The sequence below is a fragment of the Bacillus sp. FJAT-29937 genome (genome assembly GCF_001509555.1).
In the GTDB taxonomy this organism is placed as follows: Bacteria; Bacillota; Bacilli; order Bacillales; family Cytobacillaceae; genus Cytobacillus.
This window is the reverse complement of record NZ_LMAS01000007.1, coordinates 162,504-186,705: the sequence shown is the minus strand read 5'-3', so window position 1 is coordinate 186,705 and position 24,202 is coordinate 162,504. Positions and strand designations below refer to the sequence as shown.

Genomic DNA, 24,202 nt, shown 5'->3' with positions numbered 1-24,202 from the left:
GAAGAACGCAAATTATCGATTGGGATAATTGCGTTCTTTTTTTATTGAAAGGAGAAAATATGTCAACTGAATTAAAAGATTTGCTGTATATCGGAAGGGAAGAGCATGAATGGAATTGGAAGGATTTGTATAATTGTAAATTAGCGATTATGGGGTCAAATAAACTTTCAAATAAACAACAGCTTTTAGATAATATTACTGGTCAGATTAATAAGGTAGATCCAAAAGCTGTTTTTAGAATTGGAAATTTTCTTTATGATAAAGTGAACCTGAAAACAAGTGATCATCGTGACTACTATAATTTAGTAGAGTTTGAAAATGGGCCAACAACAGAATCTTTTATAGCAAGAGAATTTGAATCAAGAAGAATGGATTTTGTTCAAATTTTACTAAAGTTATACTCCTTATTATTGAAAATGCCTCGAACCGATTTTCTGCCACTTGCTTCTTATCAAAAAAGTATAGAAGGTCCCTTGATTGGGTATTTGAGAGCTGCAGAAAAGATGGAAGAAGGGGAAACTAAAGATTGGGTTTTAGCACAATTTCAATCCCTTGAAAAAATTGAATGGATATATAAAAACGGTTATACCTATTATGTAGATGAAAGTAAACCAGCAGAGGAAATGTCACTCGATTTATTAATGGGTATATGGTCGTTTTGGGCATTAACTTCAACTTTGGAGGAGCCTCAACAAATGTTATTAGTATTAGACATTCCTAAAAAGTTGACAGACATTGATGCTGATCAGTCAATTAAAGAAATAATAAAGCAGCTCATCACATATGTTTCATCTTTACCAGATGAAATTACATTGTCCATTATTTTAAGTACTGAAACCATGTTTCCTATACCTGAACTTAATATAAGACATCAATTATATCTGAATTATGATTCTCCAGACTTTGATTGGAGAGTTGCAGAAAATGAAGAGTTTTTTTTACCTGAGATTATAGAGAGATGGACCAAACATTCCAAAACAGATGGCATTTGGTTAGACATGGCATTAGGGGAGAAAAAGGCACTCTCTGAAATTGTTGAGGTTAATATTGAAAAGGGAAATAAGTGTTGACATGATTCTATACAAATGGTAAATTTAGCATAAATTTAAATAATATTGATTCGGTTCAAAGTGCGAAGCACGCACAACCTTTACGGGTTGTGCGTGCTTTTTTTTTATGTCAAGGAAGGGTTGAGGCTATGGAAAATACAGATGAATCGACTGTCAAATCAATTATCATTGCAACTCCTAACACCGTATTTGCAACGGAACTAAAAAAACAAATAGAGACAATAGACAAGTCGAATAGGGTAGAAGATGTGATTGTTACCGATGAGGATCTCATTGAATCACTTGAAAAGCAAAATAAGAGAATTGCCTTTAAGGGATTAATTATTACAAGTGATATTGCTAAAAAGAACAATCAAATTAGGTTGGAATACCTTTCTGATTTACTTGTTACGATACGGGAACGATACCCAGACTTAGTTATTTGTTTATTATCCAAGGAAAAGACAGGGCACCCATTTTTATATGAAATTGTTCAAATGGGTATCTACAATATTTTCTTGCAAAATGAAGATTTAACAATCAATTCAATCTTAGGCGTATTGGATAAACCTAAATCCTTTTCTGAGATTAGTCATCTTAGAAACGTAGACTCTTTGATTCCTTGGAGAAGGCTTAGTTATAGCCCTCAATCTATCGAAATAAAAAGTAACGGAGAAGAAGAAAACTCAAAGGAAGCAGAGGAATCTAACGATAGAAAATTAAAAGTCCCGAACATAAAACTTCCAAAGCTTCAGAACAAAAGAGTTCGCCAAGAGAAGTCCCAGGATCACGAACTATTAGATGTTGAACTATTAGATATTCCTATTGAAAGAGAAGTCATTATACAAGAAAAAATAGTGGGAACAGTGGTTATAGCTGTCGCAGGAGTCGCCGCTCATATTGGTGCAACTCATACATCAATAACTATCGCTACATACCTGAAGGAGCAAGGACATTCAATTGCCTTGGTGGAGGCAAATTATACTGAGGACTTTGATAGAATACATGCTTTATATGAAGGTGAAAAGCATCATATATGGCAAAAATCAACCTTCGATTTACATGAGATCGATCATTATAAATTTAGAGATTCTATGACATTGGGAGAAATATTTACAGGTTATGAATTTGTCATTTTGGATATTGGCGATTTAGATTCAACTCCCTTTTATGAAGAATTCTTTAGAGCTCATGTAAAGGTCGTTGTATGTTCCGCGCTCGAATGGAAACATCATTGGATTGAAAGTTTCTTGGAGAACTTACCATATCAAGATGATTTAAACTTTGTTGTTCCATTTGCTACTGATGATGTTGTATCTGACATTGAGAAGATTGTTGGCAATTATAAGGTCGTCTCAATGCCTGCAAATAAAGTTCCATATGAATGTAGCACAGAAGCAAAAAACACTGTAAGGACAATAATGGATGGCTTTTTAAAAAGCTCGGACAAAAAAGTAGTAACCAAATCTACGGTTGTATTTGCTTGTTTAATTAGTGTTGTTCTTACTGCAGCAATCTTTGGAACATTGGTAATTCTATAGCTCTACTACATTAAGGAGGAAAGATAGTGGCCATTCGATTAAGAACCAAGAAATTACTAATAGCTGGGTTATGTGGAGCAGCGGGAATGTTGGTTATATCCCTGGTATCAGGATACTTTTTTTATTCCCATTCCCAAGATAAGGAGATTAAACTCCGTCAGAAATACGAGAAAGAAGTTGAGGAATACCGAAAATGGGCAGGACAGAATGAAACTGGGTACGCCCTAAAAGAAGATGTGAAGGCTGGAACTGAAATTACAGAAGAGATGGTTCAGCAAGTCGTATTAGCACCACTTGCTACAGCAGAGAATCTTGTGCACCCAATTAATCTAACAGGTGGAAACTTTGCAAGAATCGATTTAAAAGCAAATACCGTTTTAGTGGATGCACTACTTTATAAAGAAGAAATGATTGAAAAAGATGTAAGGGAAGTAGAATACAGCTTTATCGAATTACCTTCTAAATTATCCGATGAGCAGTTCGTGGATATCCGTATTCAGTTCCCGAATGGGGATGACTACATCCTGCTTTCTAAAAAGAAAGTTAAAGAAGTAAAAGGGTTAACCTTATGGATGAATTTAGATGAAGGGGAATTACTTTCTATGAGTTCAGCCATAGTAGATGCCTATATCGAAGGGGCTAAGATTTATTCACTTCCTTATGTAGATGGTTATGTGCAACTAGGTTCTGAAATAACATATCCAGTTAAAGCGAATGTCATGGAAATCATTAAAGAATCTCCAAATATCGTCAATATCGCGAAATTGAACTTAGAAAAACAAAATCGTCAACGATTGGATGCAGGTCTTGAGCTTATGGAAGAGGACGCACGTAGAAAGCTTCGTGATGGAGAGGCCAGCAACAAAAGTGAAGTCGAGCAATTTAACCAAGAGGAAAAATTAAACGCCCTTAACCAAATGAGTCAAGAACAACAAAATCTAGTTGGAGGGCAGACAGAAGGGGATGGTGAGTCATAATGAAAATGATACAACTTGTAGGTTCTCGTAATAAAGCAGACTTTGCTCTTTATTTTAGTCATGTGCTAACCAACTTAGAAAATCGAGTTTTATTGGTAGACGCGACAGCTGATCAAATTTACAGACATGGTTATACCCGCTTAGGAAAAAATGAACATGTTTTCGATTTTCAGGGAATTGACATTATGGGAGGGGCCAGCAATTGGCTCCAAGTAGAAGAACATTTGCGTGAAATTAATGAAACCACTACGAATTATGATGTTGTCATCATAGATATGGATTCAATTGAAGCGATTACAGCCGAATGGCCACACTTTGATGACCGGTTTTATGTAGGGGATGAAGAAAGATTAAATCAAGTTCGTGATGTTGAGCTGCTCCATCGTTTATTCGATGAAACCGAAAGTACAGAAATCAAAAGGATTACCTTTGAAGGCAGATATAAACTGGAAGGCAGTTATTTTGACACCTTAATGAGTAACCGTGCTAAATGGGTATCCATTCCATATTCCATTGAATTAGATGAAATGGAGGGTCCATTACGGACACAGATGCAACATGAGCAAAGTATTCCTTTCAAAAAGTTAACAAAGCAATATCGTGAGACTTTAACAGAAATGGTTTCCGCTTTATTCGAAGTACATGTGGAAGAAGTACAAAGTGCTGTTAAAACGAGTTTTTTCCGCTTTGGTCGAAAGAAAAAAGAAGCCACTCAATTTGCTGATAGCAATATTTAATCCAATCTACATGAAAGGGGAAAGACAATGGGAAAATTAGTGGTCAGTTGGTCACCAGTGCATGGTCAGAGTGGAACAACCGCGAATACAGTTGCTCTTGCTTCTATGTTCTCGCTTGACCAACCTTACCGCTCCCTGCTTACGCATACTCAGTTAACCTTTTCCACTCTTGAATCCTTGTACGCAAAAGGTAATAGAGCGACAGGTTTTGATGATGCAGGGATGGATGCGCTGGAGCGGTTAGTAAAAAGTAATCTGTTAAAACCTGAAGCAGTATCTGATTATACAGACACAATTTATAAAAACCGATTGGATCTCCTGTTCGGAAATCAAAAAGAACAAGAAGAATCACAGGAAAATGAAGATATGTTCCGGTCTATCTTACATAAAGCAAAGATTTTCTATGATGTGCTATGGGTAGATGCTCACTCAGGCATTTACAATCCAACCACACGTACTTTATTGAAAGATGCCGACCTTGTTCTTGTAAATCTTCCACAAAATCGATATGTGATTGAACGATTTTTCTCCGGTGAGGATTTCCCAGAGGAATTAAAGGAAAAGAATTATCTGGCGTTGATTAGCATGTATGACGAGAAGGCAGCCTATTCATTACGAAATATTAGACGTAGTAACAAAGTGAAAATTCCGATGTATTCCATTCCTTATGCCACAGGCTTTAGGGACGCTGCAAATCAAAGTATGGTTACTGAATTTTTCGGTCGATCCGTACAGGTGAAGAAGGGGGATGCCTCATATCCGTTTATTCGTTCTTTGCGTGATGTGAATCAAGTCATTTTGAAACAGCTTGGATACACAGCAGCGGAGGATGATGATTTATGACGTTTTGGTTAAATATCTCTATTATTCTCTTATTAATTGGAGGGGCGCTCTTCTTTGTAGCATGGCGATTAAGTTTAAGTAAGAAATCTGGGGCCTTAACAAAGGAAACGGATAGAGATAAGTTTCAACTTTCTTCTATTGAAACCTACCTTCAAGACAAAATTACTGAGATTACGACTATGAACTTATTAAGCTTAGGTTTGACTGAGGATGAATATAATCGTCAAACCCGAAGAAGACAAGAGTTAAAGGAAGCTCTAAAAAACTGTAACACAGGGGATTTATCTTCGAAGATATATGTTCGTGAAATCATGTATGACATTTTATTAAAAACGTATGGATTTGAAGAGGAAAACATCAATTGGGCAATCCCTTTTAAAACACCCAATCAACTATCTGCTCGAGATATGTTTGATGTCTTATTGTTCCAATACCAAAAGGAGCATGGAAAACGTGCCCTTGAGCATTTAATCGAAGAGTTTCATTTAGCTGAACCGAAAGCGGATGGTGGTTATAAAATCACAGATCAAGAAATTAGAGCCATATACAAAAGGAAAGTCAAACACATCCGATTTGAGGACAAGCTAAGAATTATTACTCAACGTGTTTATAGCCATTTTAAAGGATTCGGCTGCATAGACGACATCAGGGACCAATCTATTGATGGAGTTTCTGGAGGAGTATCTGGCTTACCTGCAAGAATGGATAATCTAGATGATGAAGAGCTAGTCTTCGATCAGATGGTGAAAGGTAAAGGCGGTTTAAATAGTATTTGGGTTATGTACAAAGGGAAATCCATTCATTTCTCTTTCCTAGAATTTGAACATGAAGCTGAGTTAAGAAGGGTAGTACAAAACGTTTATAAATTTAATTATCCTGGCCAATTATCTGAAACTCGACCTTACATCATTAATGAAATGCATGATGGTTCTCGTGTTACTGTTGCTCGACCTAAATTTGCAGAGTCATGGACTTTCTTTATTAGGAAAAAATACGACCCTAAAAAGCTGGAAGTTGAGTCACTTATTACACACCCTAATGCAGAGCTGCCAATTCAAATCATGAAATATTTAATGAAAGGGAACCGAGTTACAGCTGTTACAGGGGCCCAAGGTTCCGGTAAAACTACTTTATTGATGGCACTAATCCGTTACATCCATAAAGCACTTAATATACGGATACAGGAAACTAGCTTTGAACTGAATTTAAGAAACATTTATCCAGATAGAAACATTCTTTCTTTTCAAGAAACAGAAACGATTAGCGGTCAAGATGGTTTAGATTTTCAAAAGAAAACAGATGGTCATGTTAACATCCTCGGAGAAGTCGCCACTGACCCTGTTGCCGCATGGATGATTCAAACCGCTCAGGTAGCAAGTTTATTCACAGTCTTTACGCACCATGCAAAAACAATGCAAGATCTTGTGTATTCTCTACGAAACTCTTTATTAAAAGTGGGGATGTTTAACAATGAAACGATTGCTGAATATCAGGTTGTGACTGTACTAGAATTTAATATTCATCTACGTCAAGACTATGATGGTAAACGCTATATCGAGAGAATTACAGAATGTATTCCAGTAGAAAATAATTATGAAATCAGTGAGGATTTACTGAAAAACAGGAATACCAAAGAAGATAAAATAGATGCTCTTATCACTGTTGCTACGAACTATTTCGCCCAACAAACTCAACGCAGACAATTTATCGAACGAAACTTAGTTGAATTCCAAAATGGCGAATATGTAGCTGTTCATTCAATGAGTGAAGCTCGTCAGCAACAGATTGAGAGTGTTTTATCTGAAACAGAGAGACAAGAGTTCCGTCAATTCGTGGAGCTAGTATGGGGGACAGCGGCATGATGGATATTTTAATGTATATCGCCCTTGCAGGATTTGGCATTATGTTTGCTGCTTACCTCTTTATGCGATATCAAGCCAAAAAGAAAACCAATACAGCTATTTCAGTGGAGTACGGAGCGGCAGTCTCTAGTTGGAAAACGAAATACAATCTATTTTCTCAGCGTGCATATAATCGGGCACTACGGATCCCGCTCCTGAAAAATTTTGTTTTACGTATTCGGACAAGGATTGAAACGTTAGCAGTTTATGACGAGTACGCTTTACGCGGAGAAGTCATGAGAATTATTTTTGCGATTTTAGGTTTATTTACCGTTATCATCTTAGGCTTACTAGCCTTTAGACCAGGATGGCTCGTTGTTTTTTGGGTGTTCTTAGGGGTTTTATTCCTATCAGGTGTACTTATTGACTTTTTCGTATACCGAGTAGAGGCGAGACTTCTTAATCAACTCAAAGAGTTTAATAATCGGGTTCGTTATTACTATCAGCAAACCAAAATGGTGGATGAGGCTGTTTTTGAATCTATTCAGTTTGTTGGTCCCGAAATGAAAGTACAGGCTAACCGTATTTACTCGATTCTTACAGGCATAGATCCTGAAGGGGAACTAGCCAAATACGAAGAAGTAGCACCAAGTCGATTCCTACGTGTTATAGCTGGTCTAGCGGTTTTAGTAAAAGACCAAGGTGATGTCTTTGACGAAAAAAGGGGAAGTGCCTTTATCCGTGGTCTTACAAGCGTTAACCAAGAATTGAACGCTGAAATGTTATACCGTTCCAAGCTTTCTTATCAGATGCGTGGGCTTAGTGCCTTAGCATTAGTACCGATATTCTTTGCTTTACCTATTCAGAATTGGGCTAATACTACTTTCCCGGTTATGCAGACATTCTACAAATCTCGTATTGGATTTCTTGCAGAAGTATTGGTGTATAGCATTGCGTTGCTATCTTACCTATTAATTCGAAAGATGCGTGAAGTGAATGAAGCAAAGCACAATACAACGATCAAGCGATTTCAATGGGAAAAGTGGTTATTAGAGAAAGTACCATTTTTGAAGAAATTGACCATTGCTTTTACACCCGACCCATTTACAAAAGAACACTTTAAGTTATCCCAACTAATAAAAGACGCCAACTCACAGCTCAAAATGGAATGGCTGACTTTACAAAGAATGGTGTTAGGAATAGGAGTAGTTGTTCTCCTAGTAAGTGGATTCATCTATGCTCATGCTCGGGAAAAGCAATCCATACTTTATAATGTTGTTCCTCAATCATTGTTTGCCGGAAAGGTAACAGAAGATGACCAAAAGGCATTTGAAGAAATGACAGTTTTTGATAGAAAAGTGATCGAGGATATTCAAAAAATGGAGGGGCTTACTCCAGAAAGGGTACATGCCTATGTAGCTGAACAGATGGGGATCCAAGATGTTAGCGACAGACAGGTGAAGTTGGCTTCAGAACGTATCATCGGCAAATGGCTAATTGTAAAAGATTCCTTTATTAAATGGTGGGAAGTATTAGTAGCATTTGGTCTTGCCTTCATTGCCTGGTGTGTACCTGTTTGGGTTCTACGGTTCCAAAAGCTCTTACGGTATAAGGATATGGAAAATGAGGTACACCAATATCTAGTTCTTATTAGTATTTTAAGAGAATTTGACCGTATGAGTGTGTACATTCTTTTGACGTGGTTAGAGCGTTTCGGTGTGGTGTTCAAAGAACCTATCTCGGAAGCCCTCCAAGTTTACGATGCAGGTCCAGAAGAAGCACTAGATAAATTAGGGGAGCGGATTAGTTTTGAGCCATTCCAACAAATCATTGAACGATTAAAATTAGCGATCGTTCGCATTTCCATAAAAGAATCTTTTGACGACATCGATATGGAGAGGCAATTCTACCTAGAACAGCGTCAAGAAGCCAACCAACGTTCCCTTAACTCAAAGAGTGTATGGGCAAATAGGTTAGGGATGGCTCCTGTTTATGCCTTAACATTCCTTTACTTAGTTGTCCCCCTCATATATTTAAGTGTCGAAAATTCGCAGGATATGCTGCTACGTATTCAATAAGAATTTGAGAAAAAAGCTTTAGCATCACCAAGTCGAACGACTTGTTTATGCCTATATAAAAAAATAACTTTCAAAATCAAAGGAGAGATTTAAGTAATGGAACAAAGTACAGTCAAAGCACTAGGGTTTGGAGCTTCACTATTTCTAATTTTGGCACTGATTATGATTGCCGTAAACGTATTCAGCCCTGCAACAGAAGCAGCAAAGTCAGCAACAACGGATTTCAGCGCAACTACTACTGAATTAAAAGATCAAAAGTATTTAATCTTTGATAACACGACTATTTCCGGATCTCAAGTTGTCAATGCTATCCGTAAATTCCAAGCAGAAGCGGAAGCTGGAAACATCGGTATTCATGTTGTGACTGGTCGCGGTTCTGATAACTGGTACTACAATACTGTTTCAAGTAACGGAAACTCTATTACAACAGCCGGTAAACCCGAAAATATAAATATTTCTACAAAAACTGAATATATCAATCCAAGCGGTATGTTCAAAGCTAATATTGTCCGTGATAGCAACAGTGTTATTCGTGCAATCGAATTTATTCAAAACTAATCTTTTTCATTAAATGTGAGAAGGGAGAGGGGGCGCTTAAACCGCGTCCCCGCATTTCTATATGTCAAAATTCGTTGAATCTTATATGGACTTTGTATTCGCCGTATTAATTACTACCACAGCCTTAGCCTATACATTTTGGTCTATGACCGATTGGCCAGATACTTTTGAGCTTGTTCCATCTGCTGCCACTGTATTTATAGAGGATACTCAGATACCTGAAGAGGTTACATGGTCAGGCGATCAAGTCGTGGCTAAACTGTATCGGCTAAGCAACGAAAACATTCCCATTGAAGTCAATGGTCGCTTGTTTCAGAGTGAAGCAGATGTGATACAACACCAAAACGCTGTTTCACTAAATGCCCGTTACGCCAAAAGCTTTGTGTTTACACATACAGGGCGAGTCTCAAAAATAGTCTTTACACAGCAATAAACGAAAAGGAGCGTCTATTGTGCCGAATCCTATTTCTAAGGTCGTTACGGTTATATTAGCTGTTTTACTTCTCTACTATGTGCCTACCTATCAAAGCTATCAAAAACAAGATGATTTAGCCTATCAAGTAGCTTATCAGGCCGTAACAAAATTTGTTGATAATGTTAGAACAAAAGGGTATATAACCCCACAAATGTATGAAGATTTTCAAAGGGATTTAACGGTGGGTTCGGGTTCGATTTTGTATCGAACAGAAATTGTTCATGAAAAGAAGATTTACACACCTGTTTATACGGATCCTACCAATCCCGCTTCTTTTACCAATCAATATGTAGTGGATTTTGACGAGTATTATTGGGAGCAGATTCACCCCTTCTTATTTGATGAATCCTCGCCAACACCTAAAGAACAGCGAATGTACAAACTAACAGCAGGGGACTTCTTTTCGGTTCATGTAGAAAACATGACGAAAACCAAAGCTACTATGTTGTTTGACTTCCTAACTGGTGGTCTCGGAGGAAATGATGTTGTGATCTCCATTCCATATGGGGGGATGGTTTTAAATGAAGACTACTGATTTTGCCATCATCTTTATTATTATCGTGCTGCCTTTATTAGTGTTTTCTCAATGGCGTTCTGAAGATACCAATGCTTTTGCCAAACTCAATCATCAATATGAGGGAGCAATGACCATAGCCAGCCATGATGCCATTGATCAGCTCAGATTAAATGTTAAACCAAACCAAGAGGCAGGCTATGATTCTATGAAATTTAATCGTGTGAATCCTGAGCCTGCCTTTGACACATTTATACATAGTTTAGCACTCAACTTTGACGTTAAGGATGAGGTTACAAAAGACCTTATGGCTCGCTATGTTCCGGTATTTGCCATTCTTGACTATGATGGAGCCCTTCTAAATGTATATCAAGAAATCATCAATGGAGAAGGACATAAGGAGTTAAAAAGAGTTTGGCTGCCTAAAATTCCATTTTCCTATCATGACAATGAAGGAAATGTGATCAGTTTTACTTTAGATGATTATGTCATGGTCTATGACGCTGATATTAAAGAGTGGGTGAAGGGGAAAAGGGAATGGATTAAAAATGATGTAACCATCCCGCTCCTTCACGATCCAGTTCAATTCAACCAAATTAGGAGAGATACCATCGTCAATACCTTTCAGAATGAATTGGCCTACTACATCAACGAACACAACGTTTATACGAAGCAATTAGGCATTACTTATAAATTCACCTTACCTCTTATTCCGCAAGAGGATTGGTACAACACCATAGATGATATTAGCATTTTTACGTTTTTCCAGGGTTACCCGTATGAGCGCGGAGAAGGCACATTTAACCAGTATGCACTTGCAGGGAGCCGATTGTTTAAGGCTGACGTGATTCATGCCGCAATAGTGGATGGTCAGAAGATATTTTTTAACAAGTCATGTGGTTTCCCATATGTAGTTGAAGAAATTTATCCAAATAAGAAAGAAGCAGCAAGAGCGGGGTATACAGAAAAGTCTTGTCTAAATGTTCGATAAGGAATCGTGTCCTGCATATCTATTTTTGTTTGAGATAACTAGGAGGAGCTAAATATGCAACCAGAAGAAAAAGTAAGACAGGTAAAAAAGAAAAAAAATCCTACTACCAATGTATTAAGAAATCCTGCTGCAAAGGTCGTTGTAGCGAGTTCATTAGTAGGAAGCCTTGGGGTAACAGGTGCACTTGAAATCATTTTACCCAGCAAAGAAGAACAAAAAGCTGAAGCAGCAGTTCATGGTGATTTTGAATATATTGTAAGCAATGGCGCCGTTACAATAACGGGGTATAGGGGGGTCAGTTATCTTCATCCGGTTATACCAAGCTCTATAGCGGGATATCCAGTAAGAGTAATAGGTGAAAGTGCCTTTGAAGAGAAATATTTAGGACAAGTAACGATACCTAACTCCGTTACGACCATTGAAAATAGGGCGTTTTATAGCTCAGCATTAGATAAAATTACGATACCTACTAGTGTTACAAAGATAGGTGATTATGCATTTCATGGGAATCTATTGAATAGCTTAACTATCCCAGGTAATCTCAAGACTATTGGTATGTTTGCTTTTGCTAATAATAACATTCAAAACCTGACTGTTCCTGGAACACTTAAAGTTATCGAAATGTTTGCATTTTATGGTAACGAAATGAAAACATTAACGCTTTCAAGCGGAATTACAGATATTGGACTTTACGCGTTTAATTATAATGACTTAACTACGGTCTCCATTCCGAGTACCGTGCAATCAATTCAAGATGGTGCGTTTGGTTCAAATATGATAACAACAGTAAATATTCCAAGTGCTACTACAACTGTAGGAGAAGGAGCTTTTGAGTACAACCAAGCAGTATCTACTAATTTAAACATTAATGGTGCTGATCCATCACCAGCTAAAACATACGCTCTTGTAAATGGACACAAGTTTAATGGAAAGATCTTAGATGTAACACCGCCATCGATTAGTTTAACCCCAAATATAACAGGAATAACGAACCAAAATGTAACAGTGACAGCAAATATTACTGATTCAGCATCTGCGGTTTCTGAAAAGAAGTGGGCAGTGGGAAATCAAAATGTCGCTTACTTCGCTTCAAATGGAACAGTCCTAGATACTTCCTTTGTTGTTACTTCGAACGGTACATATACTGTATATGCGAAAGATGCGGCGGGAAATGCAACGGTTAAAACGATTACGATTAATAATATTGATAAAGTTGCGCCGGTTGCAGCAACCTTTTCACCAAGCATAACTTCACCTACAAAAGAAAATATAACATTAACAATCAATTATCCTGGAGACGCCACGACAAAACAATACAGTATAAACGGCGGCGCGTGGACATCCTATTCATCTCCTTTAACGATTACTGATAATGTAACAGTAAAAGCTAGAAGTACGGATGCTGCAAATAATATGTCTGCCGAAAGTTCAATATCTATCGCAAATATTGATCGAGTTGCCCCAAATGAACCAACGCTCTCAGCATCAACGACTGCTATAACCAATGGGAATGTAGAAGTTACCATTACATATCCGCAAGATGGATCTATTAAGCAATATAGCGTAAACGGTGCGGCTTGGGAGACTTATTCTGCTCCTATTATTATGACTGATAACGGAATTATTAAAGCTCGCGCGATCGATGAAGCAGGCAATATTTCAACAGAAGGTACTTTAAATGTAACAAACATTGATACAGAACCACCTGCAGATGCGACTTTTAATGCTTCAACAACTGATGCTACGAAAGACGATGTAACATTAACGATTAATTATCCTGGCGAGGCTGTAGTAAAAGAATACAAAATTGGTGCTGGGGGAACTTGGACCGCCTATACAAGTCCGCTAATCTTATCATCCAACAATACCGTCTTTGCTCGTTCGAAAGATGAAGCAGGAAATTTATCCAAGGAAACAAGTTTTACAGTTAATAATATTGATAGTATTGCACCTGTGATTACCCTTTCACCGAATAAAACAGAGCCAATCAATCAAGAGATCTTGATTAATGTTGAGATTAACGATAATAATCCAATTGTTTCAAAAAAATGGGCGAAAGGTAATCAATCGGTCGGTTATTTTGCTACAAATGGAATGGACATTGTAGGAAATTCGTTCAATGTCAGTGAAAATGCCGTCTATACTGTGTATGCGAAGGATTCGGCTGGGAATGAAACAATTAATACCATTCAAATTAGCAATATTGATATGGAAGCGCCGGTTATTACTTTAACGCCTGAAACAATTGTTCCAATAAACACGGCCATTCATGTGAATGTTGATGTAGATGATAAAAACTCAATTGTTTCACAAAAATGGGCGAAAGGGACAAAAGATAAAACATTCTTTGTAACTAGTGGCACACAGGTAGATAACAATCAATTTATTGTATCGGACAACGGAGATTATACAGTTTATGCAAAGGATTCGGCTGGGAACGAAACAATCGAAATTATAACTGTTTCCAACATTGATATGGATAAACCGGCCAATGCGACCATTATAGTAAATACTACCGAACCAACAAATAAAGAAGTATTAGTGACTATTACGTACCCAGACGATGCAGTGTTACGGGAATATAAAATCGGAACAGGGGCATGGTCTACTTATCAGTCTGCAATTGCAATCTCTGAAAATACAACGGTCTTTGCCCGTTCGAAAGACGCAGCAGGCAACTATTCTGACGAAACAAATTTAAGTATAAACAATATCGACAAAAGTCCACCTGCAAACGCAACTTTTACATTATCCAATACTCTGCCTACTAACCAAAATGTTAGTGTTTCCATAGGCTTTCCTGGGGATGCAACGGTTAAACAATATAAAATCGGAGAGGACGGAATATGGGAAAGCTATACTGCTCCAGTCATTTTGTCCGAAAACAGTACGGTCTTTGCACGTTCTCAAGACGCAGCGGGTAACTGGTCTGCAGAAACAAATATAGCCATTAATAATATCGATAAGGTAGCTCCAGATCAACCGATTCTAGCTGTTGACAATTCTACTGTCACAAATTCAAATGTAAAGGTTTCTATTACTTATTCAAATGATTCAAGTGTAAAGGAATATAGATTAAACGGCGGGGCATGGCTTCCTTATACTGACCCTATAACTGTTTCTGAAAATAGTTTAGTAGAAGCTCGCGGTATTGATGAAGCAGGAAATACATCGGAAATTGGTTCAACCGAGATCAACAATATTGATAAAGAAAAGCCGGAAATCACTTTAACTCCTTCTCGATTAGATCCTGTAAACACTGAAATTGACGTTGATGTTGAAGTTATTGATAATAATCCGATTGTTGAGAAAAAATGGGCANGTAAACACTGAAATTGACGTTGATGTTGAAGTTATTGATAATAATCCGATTGTTGAGAAAAAATGGGCAAAAGGAAATCAAAATGAAAGTTATTTCATGAGTGGTGGTACAAATATTATTGGTAATTCATTTGTTGTCAGTGGAAACGGCACCTATACTGTTTTTGCGAAAGATAGTGCAGGTAACATATCTCTGAAAACAATTGATATTACTAACATTGATATGGAAGCACCGGTTATTAAATTAACTCCTTCAAAGATTGATCCAACTAATACTGAAATTAGTGTAAATGTAGAGGCTACAGATAATAATGTGATCATTGAAAAGAAGTGGGCAACCGGAAATCAAGACATTTCATATTTTGCTTCGGGCGGAACAACTTTGGCAGGAAATTCATTTGTCGTTAATGAGAATGGAATCTATACAGTCTATGCGAAGGATTCTGCGGGCAATGAAACGATTCAAACTATTAATATCTCAAATATTGATAAAGAAGCACCCGTTATCACGTTAACTCCATCAACGATTAGCCCTATTAATACTGAAATTAATGTGGATGTAAAAGTAGTAGATAATCATCCAATTGTGGTAAAAAAATGGGCTAAAGGGAATCAAAATACTTCATTCTTTTCCACTGATGGAACAGATGTTTTAAATGATAAATTTATCGTTTCTACTAATGGTATATATACAGTCTATGCGAAAGATAGTGCGGGCAATGAAACGATTCAAACCATTGATATTACTAATATTGATATGGATGCACCAGAAGCTCCAATTTTAGAAGCTAATTCTACTGTTCCTACCAATAAAGATGTAACAGTGACAATTACTTTTCCAAATGATGCAGATGTAAAAGAATTTAAAATTGGTTCCGGAGCTTGGCAATCATATGTTAGTCCAGTTGAAATTTCAACGAATGAAACAGTCTTTGCCAGAGGTAAAGACGCAGCAGGTAACTGGTCAGAAGAAACATCCTTAGTTGTTTCTAATATCGATAGAGAACCACCAGCGGATGCAGATTTTAATGTCTCAACAACTGTTCAGACTAATCAAGATGTGACTGTCACTATTAATTATCCAAATGATTCGGTAGTTAATCAATATAAAGTAGGAGCAAGTGGAGTTTGGACAGATTATACAGCTCCAGTCATTTTGTCAGAGAACAATACAGTCTTCGCCCGTTCACAAGACTCAGCGGGTAACTGGTCTGCAGAAACAAATATAGCTATTAATAATATAGATAAGGTCGCACCAGTAAAGCCGACTCTAGCTGTTGACAATTCAACTGTGACAAATATGAATGTAAAAGTTTCTATTACTTATCCAAATGATTCAAATGTAAAGGAGTATAGATCAAACGGTGGCACATGGCTTCAATATACTGAGCCTATAACTGTTTCAGAAAATAGTTTGGTAGAAGCTCGTAGTATTGATGAAGCAGGGAATATTTCAGAAATTGGTTCAATTGAGGTCACCAATATTGATAAAGAAAAGCCAGAAATTACTTTAACTCCTTCTCGATTAGATCCTGTAAACACTGAAATTGACGTTGATGTTGAAGTTATTGATAATAATCCGATTGTTGAGAAAAAATGGGCANGTAAACACTGAAATTGACGTTGATGTTGAAGTTATTGATAATAATCCGATTGTTGAGAAAAAATGGGCAAAAGGAAATCAAAATGAAAGTTATTTCGTGAGTGGTGGTACAAATATTACTGGTAATTCATTTGTTGTCAGTGGAAACGGCACCTATACTGTTTTTGCGAAAGATAGCGCAGGTAACATATCTCTGAAAACAATTGATATTACTAACATTGATATGGAAGCACCGGAAACTCCTATTTTGGAAGCGAATTCTACTGTTCCTACCAATAAAGATGTAACAGTGACAATTACATATCCTAATGATGTTATTGTAAAAGAATTTAAAATCGGTTCCGGAGCTTGGCAAGCATATGTTAGTCCAGTTGTAATTTCAGTGAATGAAACAGTCTTTGCCAGAGGAAAAGACGCAGCGGGTAACTGGTCAGAAGAATCATCTTTAGAAGTTTCTAATATTGATAGGGAACCACCAGCGGATGCAAATTTCAGTGTCTCGACTACTGAACAGACTAATCAAGATGTGACTGTCACTATTAATTATCCAAATGATTCGGTAGCTAAACAATATAAAATCGGACCTAGTGGAGTTTGGACAGATTATACAAGTCCAGTCGTCATGACAGCTAATGAAACACTATTTGCACGTTCTCAAGATGCAGCAGGAAACTGGTCAGCTGAGACAAATGTGGTGATAAACAATATAGATAAAGAGGCCCCTGAAAAGCCAACAATTGCTGTGGACAATTCTAATGAAACAAATACGGATGTTCAAGTTACTATCTCTTATCCTAGTGATGCGAAAAATACAGAATATCGATTAAATGGTGGTGCCTGGACACCTTATACGGCTCCTTTATTAATTTCTCAGAATAGTAAAGTTGAAGCCCGTTCAATAGATACTGCAGGAAATATTTCAGAAGTTAGCTCTTTAGAAATTAATAATATTGATAAAGAAAAACCCGTAATCACTTTAACTCCTTCACGAATAGATCCTGTAAACACAGAGATCAACGTTAACGTTGGGGTTATTGATAATAATCCGATTGTTGAGAAAAAATGGGCGAAAGGTAATCAAAGTGAAAGTCATTTCTTGAGTAATGGTACGGATATTTCGGGAGAATCCTTTAATGTTAGCGAAAATGGAACGTATACAGTTTTCGCAAAAGATAGTGCAGGTAATATATCAATAAAATCAATTGATATTGCCAATATTGATATGGAAGCACCGGTTATTGTCTTAACACCTTCTAAGGTTGACCCGGCAAATACAGAGATTGATGTAAATGTTGAAGTCACTGATTATACAACAGTGGTTGAAAGAAAATGGGCTGCGGGGAACCAATCACTTTCTCATTTTGCAACAGGAGGGAATAGTTTAGAGGGGAATAGTTTTGTAGTAAGCGAGAATGGAACTTTCACCGTTTATGCCAAGGATAGTGCTGGCAATGAATCCGTCCAAACTATTGAAATTATCAATATTGATATGGAAGCACCTGTCATAAGTTTATCTCCATCGAAACTTGATCCTGTTAATACTGAGATTAATGTAGATGTTGAGGTTACTGATTATTCAGCCATTGTTTCTCAGAAATGGGCCAAGGGTAACCACGACTTAGGATATTTTCAATCAAGCGGCACCGAAATTATAAATAGTAAGTTTATAGTAAGTGAAAATGATATTTATACTGTGTATGCCAAAGATAGTGCTGGCAATGAATCTATTAAGACAATCACTATTTCAAATATCGATATAGAAGCACCTGTTATTACGTTAACTTCATCTAAAGTTGATCCTGTAAATACTGAAATTGATGTAAGTGTTGATGTGGTTGACAATAATCAGATTTTTGTCAACAAGTGGGCTTCAGGAAATCAAGATTTTGCTTATTTCCAAACAGGCGGTAATGAAGTAAAAGATGGTAAGTTTATTGTTTCTCAGAATGGTATTTATACAGTTTATGCCAAGGACAGTGCTGGTAATGAATCCTTAGAGACCATTGAAATCACTAATATTGATATGGATGCTCCGGTTATTGTATTAACTCCTTCTAAAATTGACCCTGTAAATACAGAGATTGATGTAAGTGTAGAAGTAGTAGACAACAATCCTATTATTGAAAAGAAATGGGCTATTGGAATTCAGGATATTTCATATTTCCAAACTGGCGGTACGGAAGTTATAAATGATAAATTCATAGTTTCGGTGAATGGTATTTATACTGTGTTCGCTAAGGATAGTGCAGGCAACGAGTCCTTGCAGACTATTGAAATAAGCAATATTGATATGGATGCTCCGGATGCTGCTTTAATAGAAGCAAGCACAACCGCTCCTACTAACCAGGATGTGGAAGTGACGATTACTTATTCAAATGATGTAATTGTCCGAGAATATAAGATTGGGACAGGAGCTTGGCAAACTTACTCAGGACCAATCTCTGTATCAAGTAATGACACTGTTTATGCAAGAGGAAAGGATGCGGCCGGTAACTGGTCAGAAGAATCATCCTTAGTTATCTCAAATATAGATAAGATTGCTCCGGTTATTGCAATAACAGGCGTATCGAATGGAGAAACTTTTGTGAACGAAGTTACTCCTATAGTATCGGTAGAAGATTTAAATAAAGTGAATACTACTATTCTTTTAAACGGGGAAACCTTTACGGGTGGTGCTATTACAGAGAGCGGTTCATATATCTTAACGATTGTAACAGTAGATGAAGCAGGGAATGAATCAAGAGATACTGTTGCTTTCTATGTGAATCATTCTCCAACTGTAATAGGTAATATTCCTGATAAAACATTTAAAAAGTTTGAAGAAGAATCAATTGATTTAAGTGAAATCTTTAAAGATAAAGAAGATAACTTGACTTATAGTATTACATCTACTGGAGAGAATGTAGTTTCGACCATTGTTAAGGACGGTTTTCTTCATATCCAAGCTGTAAAACAAGGTTCAGCAACCTTAACCATTATTGCACATGATGGATTTAGTGAAGCAGATCCAGTTTCGTTTAATATCGAGGTCAATTCAGTAGCTCCAACTGTATCTCTAACGAATGACCAAACATGGATAGTTGCAGACGGAGAAAAACTAGTTCTTGAAGGAACAGTTAAAGATCCCGACAAAGAAGAGGTTGTCATTACAGCGACAATAAACGGGGTAGAAAAATCCGTTACCATCCTAACAACAGGCGAGGACGATGCATGGTCCATAGAATTTGATGGAGTGGATATCGGTACTGGTGTGCATTCAGTATCGGTTAATGCTAAAGATCCATTTGCAGCTTCTGTAGATGTGGCCAGTAACAAATTTATAGTAAAAGTACCAGTTCCGCTAGTTGAATATGAACCGATTTTAAGCGGATATGAAGCGGATATACAGAAGGACCGACAAGATTTTACTGAGGCTGAACATAATGTACTCTTAGACGCATTTTTAGCAGTAGAAAGCTTGAAATCAAACAATAATCCTGATGCATGGTTATCGGTTAAACCAAAGGTTGACCTGTTAGCGGATGGCGCCATTAAATCTCAGTTCTATAAAGAAATTTCAGGTAATGCACTAGATTATTTAACAGATAACCTTGATACGGCAACCAAATCAGATTATGAGACAGCAGGCTTCACCAATGTACAAGAGAATCTTGTTCCTACCTACAATGAAAAGAATGCTGAATATAAGGCTGAAAAAGGTGAACTAACAAATGAAGATGTTCAGCTAATAATCGACATTGTTAATTTGGTCGATAAAGCAACGAACTCTAATTCGGTAGAGGATTGGAAATCTGCTAAAGCTGAAATAGAAAAACTATTGGATGGTGCTTTAAAAGATGAGTACCTGCAGGTTGTAAAAGATGGAATTGTTAAAGCTATTGAGGTTAATCCATCCGAATTAACAGCAGACCTTATCGGAACAGAGCTTGGTATTGATGCTCGAGCGGATAGGGAAGCAGATTATCAAAAGTACTTACGAGATGAATTAGCGATTGATCCCATTCTGACAAAAGAGCGGTTGGAAAACATTATTTCTGTGGTAGACAGCATTTATGATCTTCATAGTGCGTTTGAAGCTCAACCAACACAAGAAAATCTAACTGCTTTTGAAAATGCGGTACAAGCTTTAACGGATGGCGATTTTAAAGAGCAAAATATTTCTCTATTACCTGGTATGAATCTTCAGATGGTGATTTATGATCCATCTTCCATGACAGATGAAGCTTTAAACACAATCGGTGTAACACATAATGAAACTAATATCCCTCTTTATCAAGATTTCTTAACGGATTACCTAAAGGATGTAGCGAAAGAGGAAGTTACTAAGGATGTTTTACAGCTCATCATTGATGTAGTTGAGGCACGTGAAGCAGTAAAAGCTAACCCAACAGATGAAAATATTCAAAAATTACTTGATCTCATTGGTGGTTTAAACCCTGACGCTTCAGTGATTGATGAGTTATTCAACGAAATAGGTGGCTCGATTTTAGACAGTATCAATGAGGATTTTACACAAGTAACTGAAAAGCAATTAGAAAATATCGGCATAAAAGATTTAAACACTACACTATTACCGGAATATCAAGAAGCGCTAAATGAATATGCAAATGAGAAAAAACCTAGTGATTTAACTCGTGATGATATTCAAAAAGTTGTGGATGCCATTAATGGTGTAAATGAAGCAAGTAAAAATCCTTCCGGAAGTACGATTCAAGCGGGATATGATGCGGTAAATCAGCTTGAAGATGGCCCTTTAAAAGATAAGCTGTTACAAGAATTAGAGGATATTACGGTTGAGTTTATGGCAAATAATCCGAATGACATTACACAAGCATTATTAGACCAAGCAAATTTAACCACGGATCCGAATTTGCTTCCATCTTATCAAGAGTATTTTAAAGATGTTCTTCCAAATCTTACGGAGGAAGTCACAAAGGAAAAGCTACAGGAATTAATAGATGCAGTGAATGATGTATGGGCTGCCTACCATGAAGCACTGTCTCACCCATCTAAAGCGAATGTTATAGCCTTTGAATCATTAGCAAATGGTTTAGAAGAGGGCACGTTCAAAACTAAAATGGTGGGGTTAGTGGATGATGTTGCACTAGCTTATCTTATTGCTAGTCCATCAAATCAAGAAGCGGATGACTATGCTCGACTAGGTATCACGATCAATGAAGACATTATTTCTTCTTATAACGCAAATATGGAGAAATATATTAAAGATATTGGTTCAGATAATTTCACTTTTAATGAAGTCCAACAAGTAATTACTGTAACAGACAAGGTAGAAACAGCACTGTCTGACTCAAAAACAGCTAATGTTCAGCAAGCATTATTAGAAGTCCAAAACCTTCAAAACGGCTCATTAAAGAATACTCTCAATGCAGCACTTAATGGACAAGTTATCGGTGACATTAACTTGAATCCTGGAACTATCACTCCTGAAGATTTAGAAAATATCGGGGTAGTTAATGTAAATCCAGATTTTAAGGAACTGTATCAAGATGCTCTTACTAAATTGAAAGAGGATTTAGGAGGAACGTTGACGTTTGAGGATATTCAGAATGCTGTAGATGCTGTCAATGCGGTAGAGAAGGCCCTTGAAACTGGAAGTTACCAAGATATATTGGATGCTTTTGACGCTATTAGTAAGTTGCCAGATGGCTCATTGAAGGATGCCTTGTTAGCTAAGCTTCAAGAAGAGTCTTTAAAAGAGGTTATTGAAAATCCATCAGGTGTAACAATTGACCTTTTAGTGATTGGTGGGTTTGATTCCGTAGATAGTCAATTAGAAAAGGAATACCGCGATGCCTTAAAAGGATATGAGCAACCACTTACCAAAGAAGCTGTTCAAAAGTTAATTAATGTGGTGAATCAAGTAAAGAAAACTCTTCTTGATTTAACTCAAGAGGATGTAAATAAGCTTGGAAAATTGGTGGATGAATTAGCGGTTTCTGAAACAAAGGACAATCTTACACTTGTGAAAGACGCTTTAAAAGCACTCTTGGATGCGGAACATTTCATGAACTATGATAATGTTCGAGATGCCTTCGACAAGGTAGCATTAGTCAAAACAAGTGAAAAATCCTATTTAGAGCAAATGGCCAATTCGCTTTCTCATGTACGAACCGCTCTTGGTGATCCGTCAGATGAAGCAATAGCAGCCGCTCAACAAGAGCTATTGAAGTTAGAAAATGGTGGATTAAAAGAACGTATGCAATCAAGAGTAGGTGGGGCTTACCTAGAGCATGTCATTACATCACCAGGAAGCACAACCATTCAAGATTGGATAAACGCAGGTTTTGAAAACGTAATGGAAGAAAACTTCCCGATTTACAAAGGGGCTGTGGATGCCATTACGACTGAAATCGGACAACTAACCAAGGAACAAATTCAGGATGTTGTAAATGCGATAAATGCAATGGAAAAGGCTAAAAAGAATCCGACAAATCAAACGATTCAAGATGCTAAAGAGGCAATTAATAAGGTTATAGACAGCCAGCTTAAATCGGATTGGTTAGCGGAAATGGAGGACTTATGGAAATCCATTCAACCGAAGCCAGATCCGCTACCAACGCCTGTGCCGGTGCCAATAACGGACCCAACACCTAAACCAGCACCTGAGTCTGAAAAACCTCCAGTCTTTGAGCTGGAAGAACTGCCAAAACCTTCTGAAATGGTTATGGTTTCATCCAATGAATATGCAGCAGTCGTCATGTCGATTCCAAAGATTGAGGTTGCTCAAACAGATTCATTAAAAGTGAAGATTAAAGTTTCAGCTAATGATATTTTGGAAGGTTCGAAACTATATTTATATGCAAACTCAGCTTCTCTTCATCAATTAGAAGGCACAGCAGTTGCACGCAATAACCCATTATTTATGAAATTATTAGCTAACCAAAAGCCTATGATTGAGATTGACTTTGGGAAGTTAGGCAAGGGGACGATTGAAGTGGCTCGAGAACTCGTGTTTGACGAAAATGGAGACTACTTACTAAAAGGAATATTCATTGCAAATGGTACGAACATAGAAACAAATACAGTAAAAGTGTCTGTTTATAAAGAATTACTTATCCCTAATACGGTACTTCCAAATCAGCATGGCTTACCTGTAGCTACATTAAAAGCTAAACAAGATATTCCGCTCTTTAAGAAAGATAAGGATGGGAATTTCGTTCAAGTAGGTGGAGCGAAGGCAGGAACTCTTCATCTGGTTTACGACACTGAAAAAGGCTACTACAAGTTAGCTGATGGCTTATACGCACAACCAAATGCAGTTACCGTTCATATAGGTAAAGGTGAAATTCGTAAAGATGAAGTCAACGTATACGATAAGAATGGGCGTTTTGTCCGCACACTAAAGAAAGGGCAACAGTATAAAGTGTACAGCTTTGACAATAAGCGATATTCCATCGGAGGGGGAGAATACATCGAGGTTCAAGAAGGTGTAACCTTTGTATTTGGCTGGATTACGGTTAAAGAGCCTATGACCCTCTATAAGCCAGATGGTACAGCAGAACGTACTTTAAAAGCTGGAGAAAGGTACCGCGTATATCGAGCGGATGGAGAGGTTCTTCATTTAGGTGGTGGATATACGGTAAAGCGGGTTAATAGTAAGTATGAATTTCAAAAAAACTAAATTCTAAGATGATATTAATTGAAGGGAGCTAT

General features: G+C 37.2%; 12 protein-coding genes and 1 pseudogene. All 13 read left to right on the top strand.

The annotated features are described in order from the left end of the window. Positions 1-59: 59 nt before the first annotated feature. The 13 genes and pseudogenes from AR328_RS16425 to AR328_RS16360 all read left to right on the top strand — a co-directional run bounded on the left by AR328_RS16425 (position 60) and on the right by AR328_RS16360 (position 24,170). Positions 60-1,070: a hypothetical protein gene (locus tag AR328_RS16425; protein ID WP_066298073.1), complete on the top strand. Its 1,011-nt coding sequence runs from the start codon at positions 60-62 to the stop codon at positions 1,068-1,070. 128 nt (positions 1,071-1,198) lie between these two features. After that, positions 1,199-2,590, top strand: coding sequence for a hypothetical protein (locus AR328_RS16420; protein WP_066298068.1), 1,392 nt, complete (start codon positions 1,199-1,201; stop codon positions 2,588-2,590). A gap of 26 nt (positions 2,591-2,616) precedes the next feature. Further along, positions 2,617-3,567 (top strand): hypothetical protein, encoded by a 951-nt coding sequence (locus tag AR328_RS16415; RefSeq protein WP_066298063.1) that lies wholly within the window; start codon positions 2,617-2,619, stop codon positions 3,565-3,567. Then, positions 3,567-4,304: a hypothetical protein gene (locus AR328_RS16410; RefSeq protein WP_066298060.1), complete on the top strand. Its 738-nt coding sequence runs from the start codon at positions 3,567-3,569 to the stop codon at positions 4,302-4,304. The genes AR328_RS16415 and AR328_RS16410 overlap by 1 nt, the downstream gene beginning before the upstream one ends. Positions 4,305-4,331: 27 nt before the next feature. Continuing rightward, positions 4,332-5,147 carry a hypothetical protein gene (locus AR328_RS16405; protein WP_066298055.1) on the top strand — a complete coding sequence of 272 codons (816 nt, stop codon included), beginning with the start codon at positions 4,332-4,334 and terminating at the stop codon, positions 5,145-5,147. Further along, on the top strand, positions 5,144-7,009 hold the full coding sequence (locus AR328_RS16400; protein WP_066298052.1) for an ATPase, T2SS/T4P/T4SS family: 1,866 nt from the start codon (positions 5,144-5,146) through the stop codon (positions 7,007-7,009). Before AR328_RS16405 ends, AR328_RS16400 begins: the two co-directional genes overlap by 4 nt. Further along, entirely contained in the window at positions 7,006-9,066 is a 2,061-nt protein-coding gene (locus tag AR328_RS16395; protein ID WP_066298047.1) for a hypothetical protein, read from the top strand. The genes AR328_RS16400 and AR328_RS16395 overlap by 4 nt, the downstream gene beginning before the upstream one ends. Before the next feature lie 96 nt (positions 9,067-9,162). Next, on the top strand, positions 9,163-9,624 hold the full coding sequence (locus tag AR328_RS16390) for a hypothetical protein (protein WP_066298044.1): 462 nt from the start codon (positions 9,163-9,165) through the stop codon (positions 9,622-9,624). Between the two features lie 145 nt (positions 9,625-9,769). After that, positions 9,770-10,057, top strand: coding sequence for a hypothetical protein (locus AR328_RS16385; RefSeq protein ID WP_156422722.1), 288 nt, complete (start codon positions 9,770-9,772; stop codon positions 10,055-10,057). 19 nt (positions 10,058-10,076) lie between these two features. Next, positions 10,077-10,634 (top strand): hypothetical protein, encoded by a 558-nt coding sequence (locus AR328_RS16380; protein WP_066298028.1) that lies wholly within the window; start codon positions 10,077-10,079, stop codon positions 10,632-10,634. Then, positions 10,621-11,604, top strand: a complete 984-nt coding sequence (locus AR328_RS16375; protein WP_066298021.1) for a hypothetical protein — start codon at positions 10,621-10,623, stop codon at positions 11,602-11,604. The genes AR328_RS16380 and AR328_RS16375 overlap by 14 nt, the downstream gene beginning before the upstream one ends. Positions 11,605-11,658: 54 nt before the next feature. After that, a pseudogene (locus AR328_RS23530) lies at positions 11,659-14,925 on the top strand (leucine-rich repeat protein); the annotation flags it as partial. A 1,700-nt stretch (positions 14,926-16,625) separates the two neighbouring features. Further along, positions 16,626-24,170, top strand: a complete 7,545-nt coding sequence (locus AR328_RS16360) for a hypothetical protein (RefSeq protein ID WP_231734930.1) — start codon at positions 16,626-16,628, stop codon at positions 24,168-24,170. Positions 24,171-24,202: the final 32 nt, after the last annotated feature.

What these genes read in the sequence shown, in the direction of transcription:
- AR328_RS16410 (WP_066298060.1), top strand. Translation starts at nt 3,567, where the DNA reads ATGAAAATGATACAACTTGTAGGTTCTCGTAATAAAGCAGACTTTGCT.
- AR328_RS16375 (WP_066298021.1), top strand. Translation starts at nt 10,621, where the DNA reads ATGAAGACTACTGATTTTGCCATCATCTTTATTATTATCGTGCTGCCT.
- AR328_RS16390 (WP_066298044.1), top strand. Translation starts at nt 9,163, where the DNA reads ATGGAACAAAGTACAGTCAAAGCACTAGGGTTTGGAGCTTCACTATTT.
- AR328_RS16425 (WP_066298073.1), top strand. Translation starts at nt 60, where the DNA reads ATGTCAACTGAATTAAAAGATTTGCTGTATATCGGAAGGGAAGAGCAT.
- AR328_RS16420 (WP_066298068.1), top strand. Translation starts at nt 1,199, where the DNA reads ATGGAAAATACAGATGAATCGACTGTCAAATCAATTATCATTGCAACT.
- AR328_RS16405 (WP_066298055.1), top strand. Translation starts at nt 4,332, where the DNA reads ATGGGAAAATTAGTGGTCAGTTGGTCACCAGTGCATGGTCAGAGTGGA.
- AR328_RS16400 (WP_066298052.1), top strand. Translation starts at nt 5,144, where the DNA reads ATGACGTTTTGGTTAAATATCTCTATTATTCTCTTATTAATTGGAGGG.
- AR328_RS16395 (WP_066298047.1), top strand. Translation starts at nt 7,006, where the DNA reads ATGATGGATATTTTAATGTATATCGCCCTTGCAGGATTTGGCATTATG.
- AR328_RS16385 (WP_156422722.1), top strand. Translation starts at nt 9,770, where the DNA reads ATGACCGATTGGCCAGATACTTTTGAGCTTGTTCCATCTGCTGCCACT.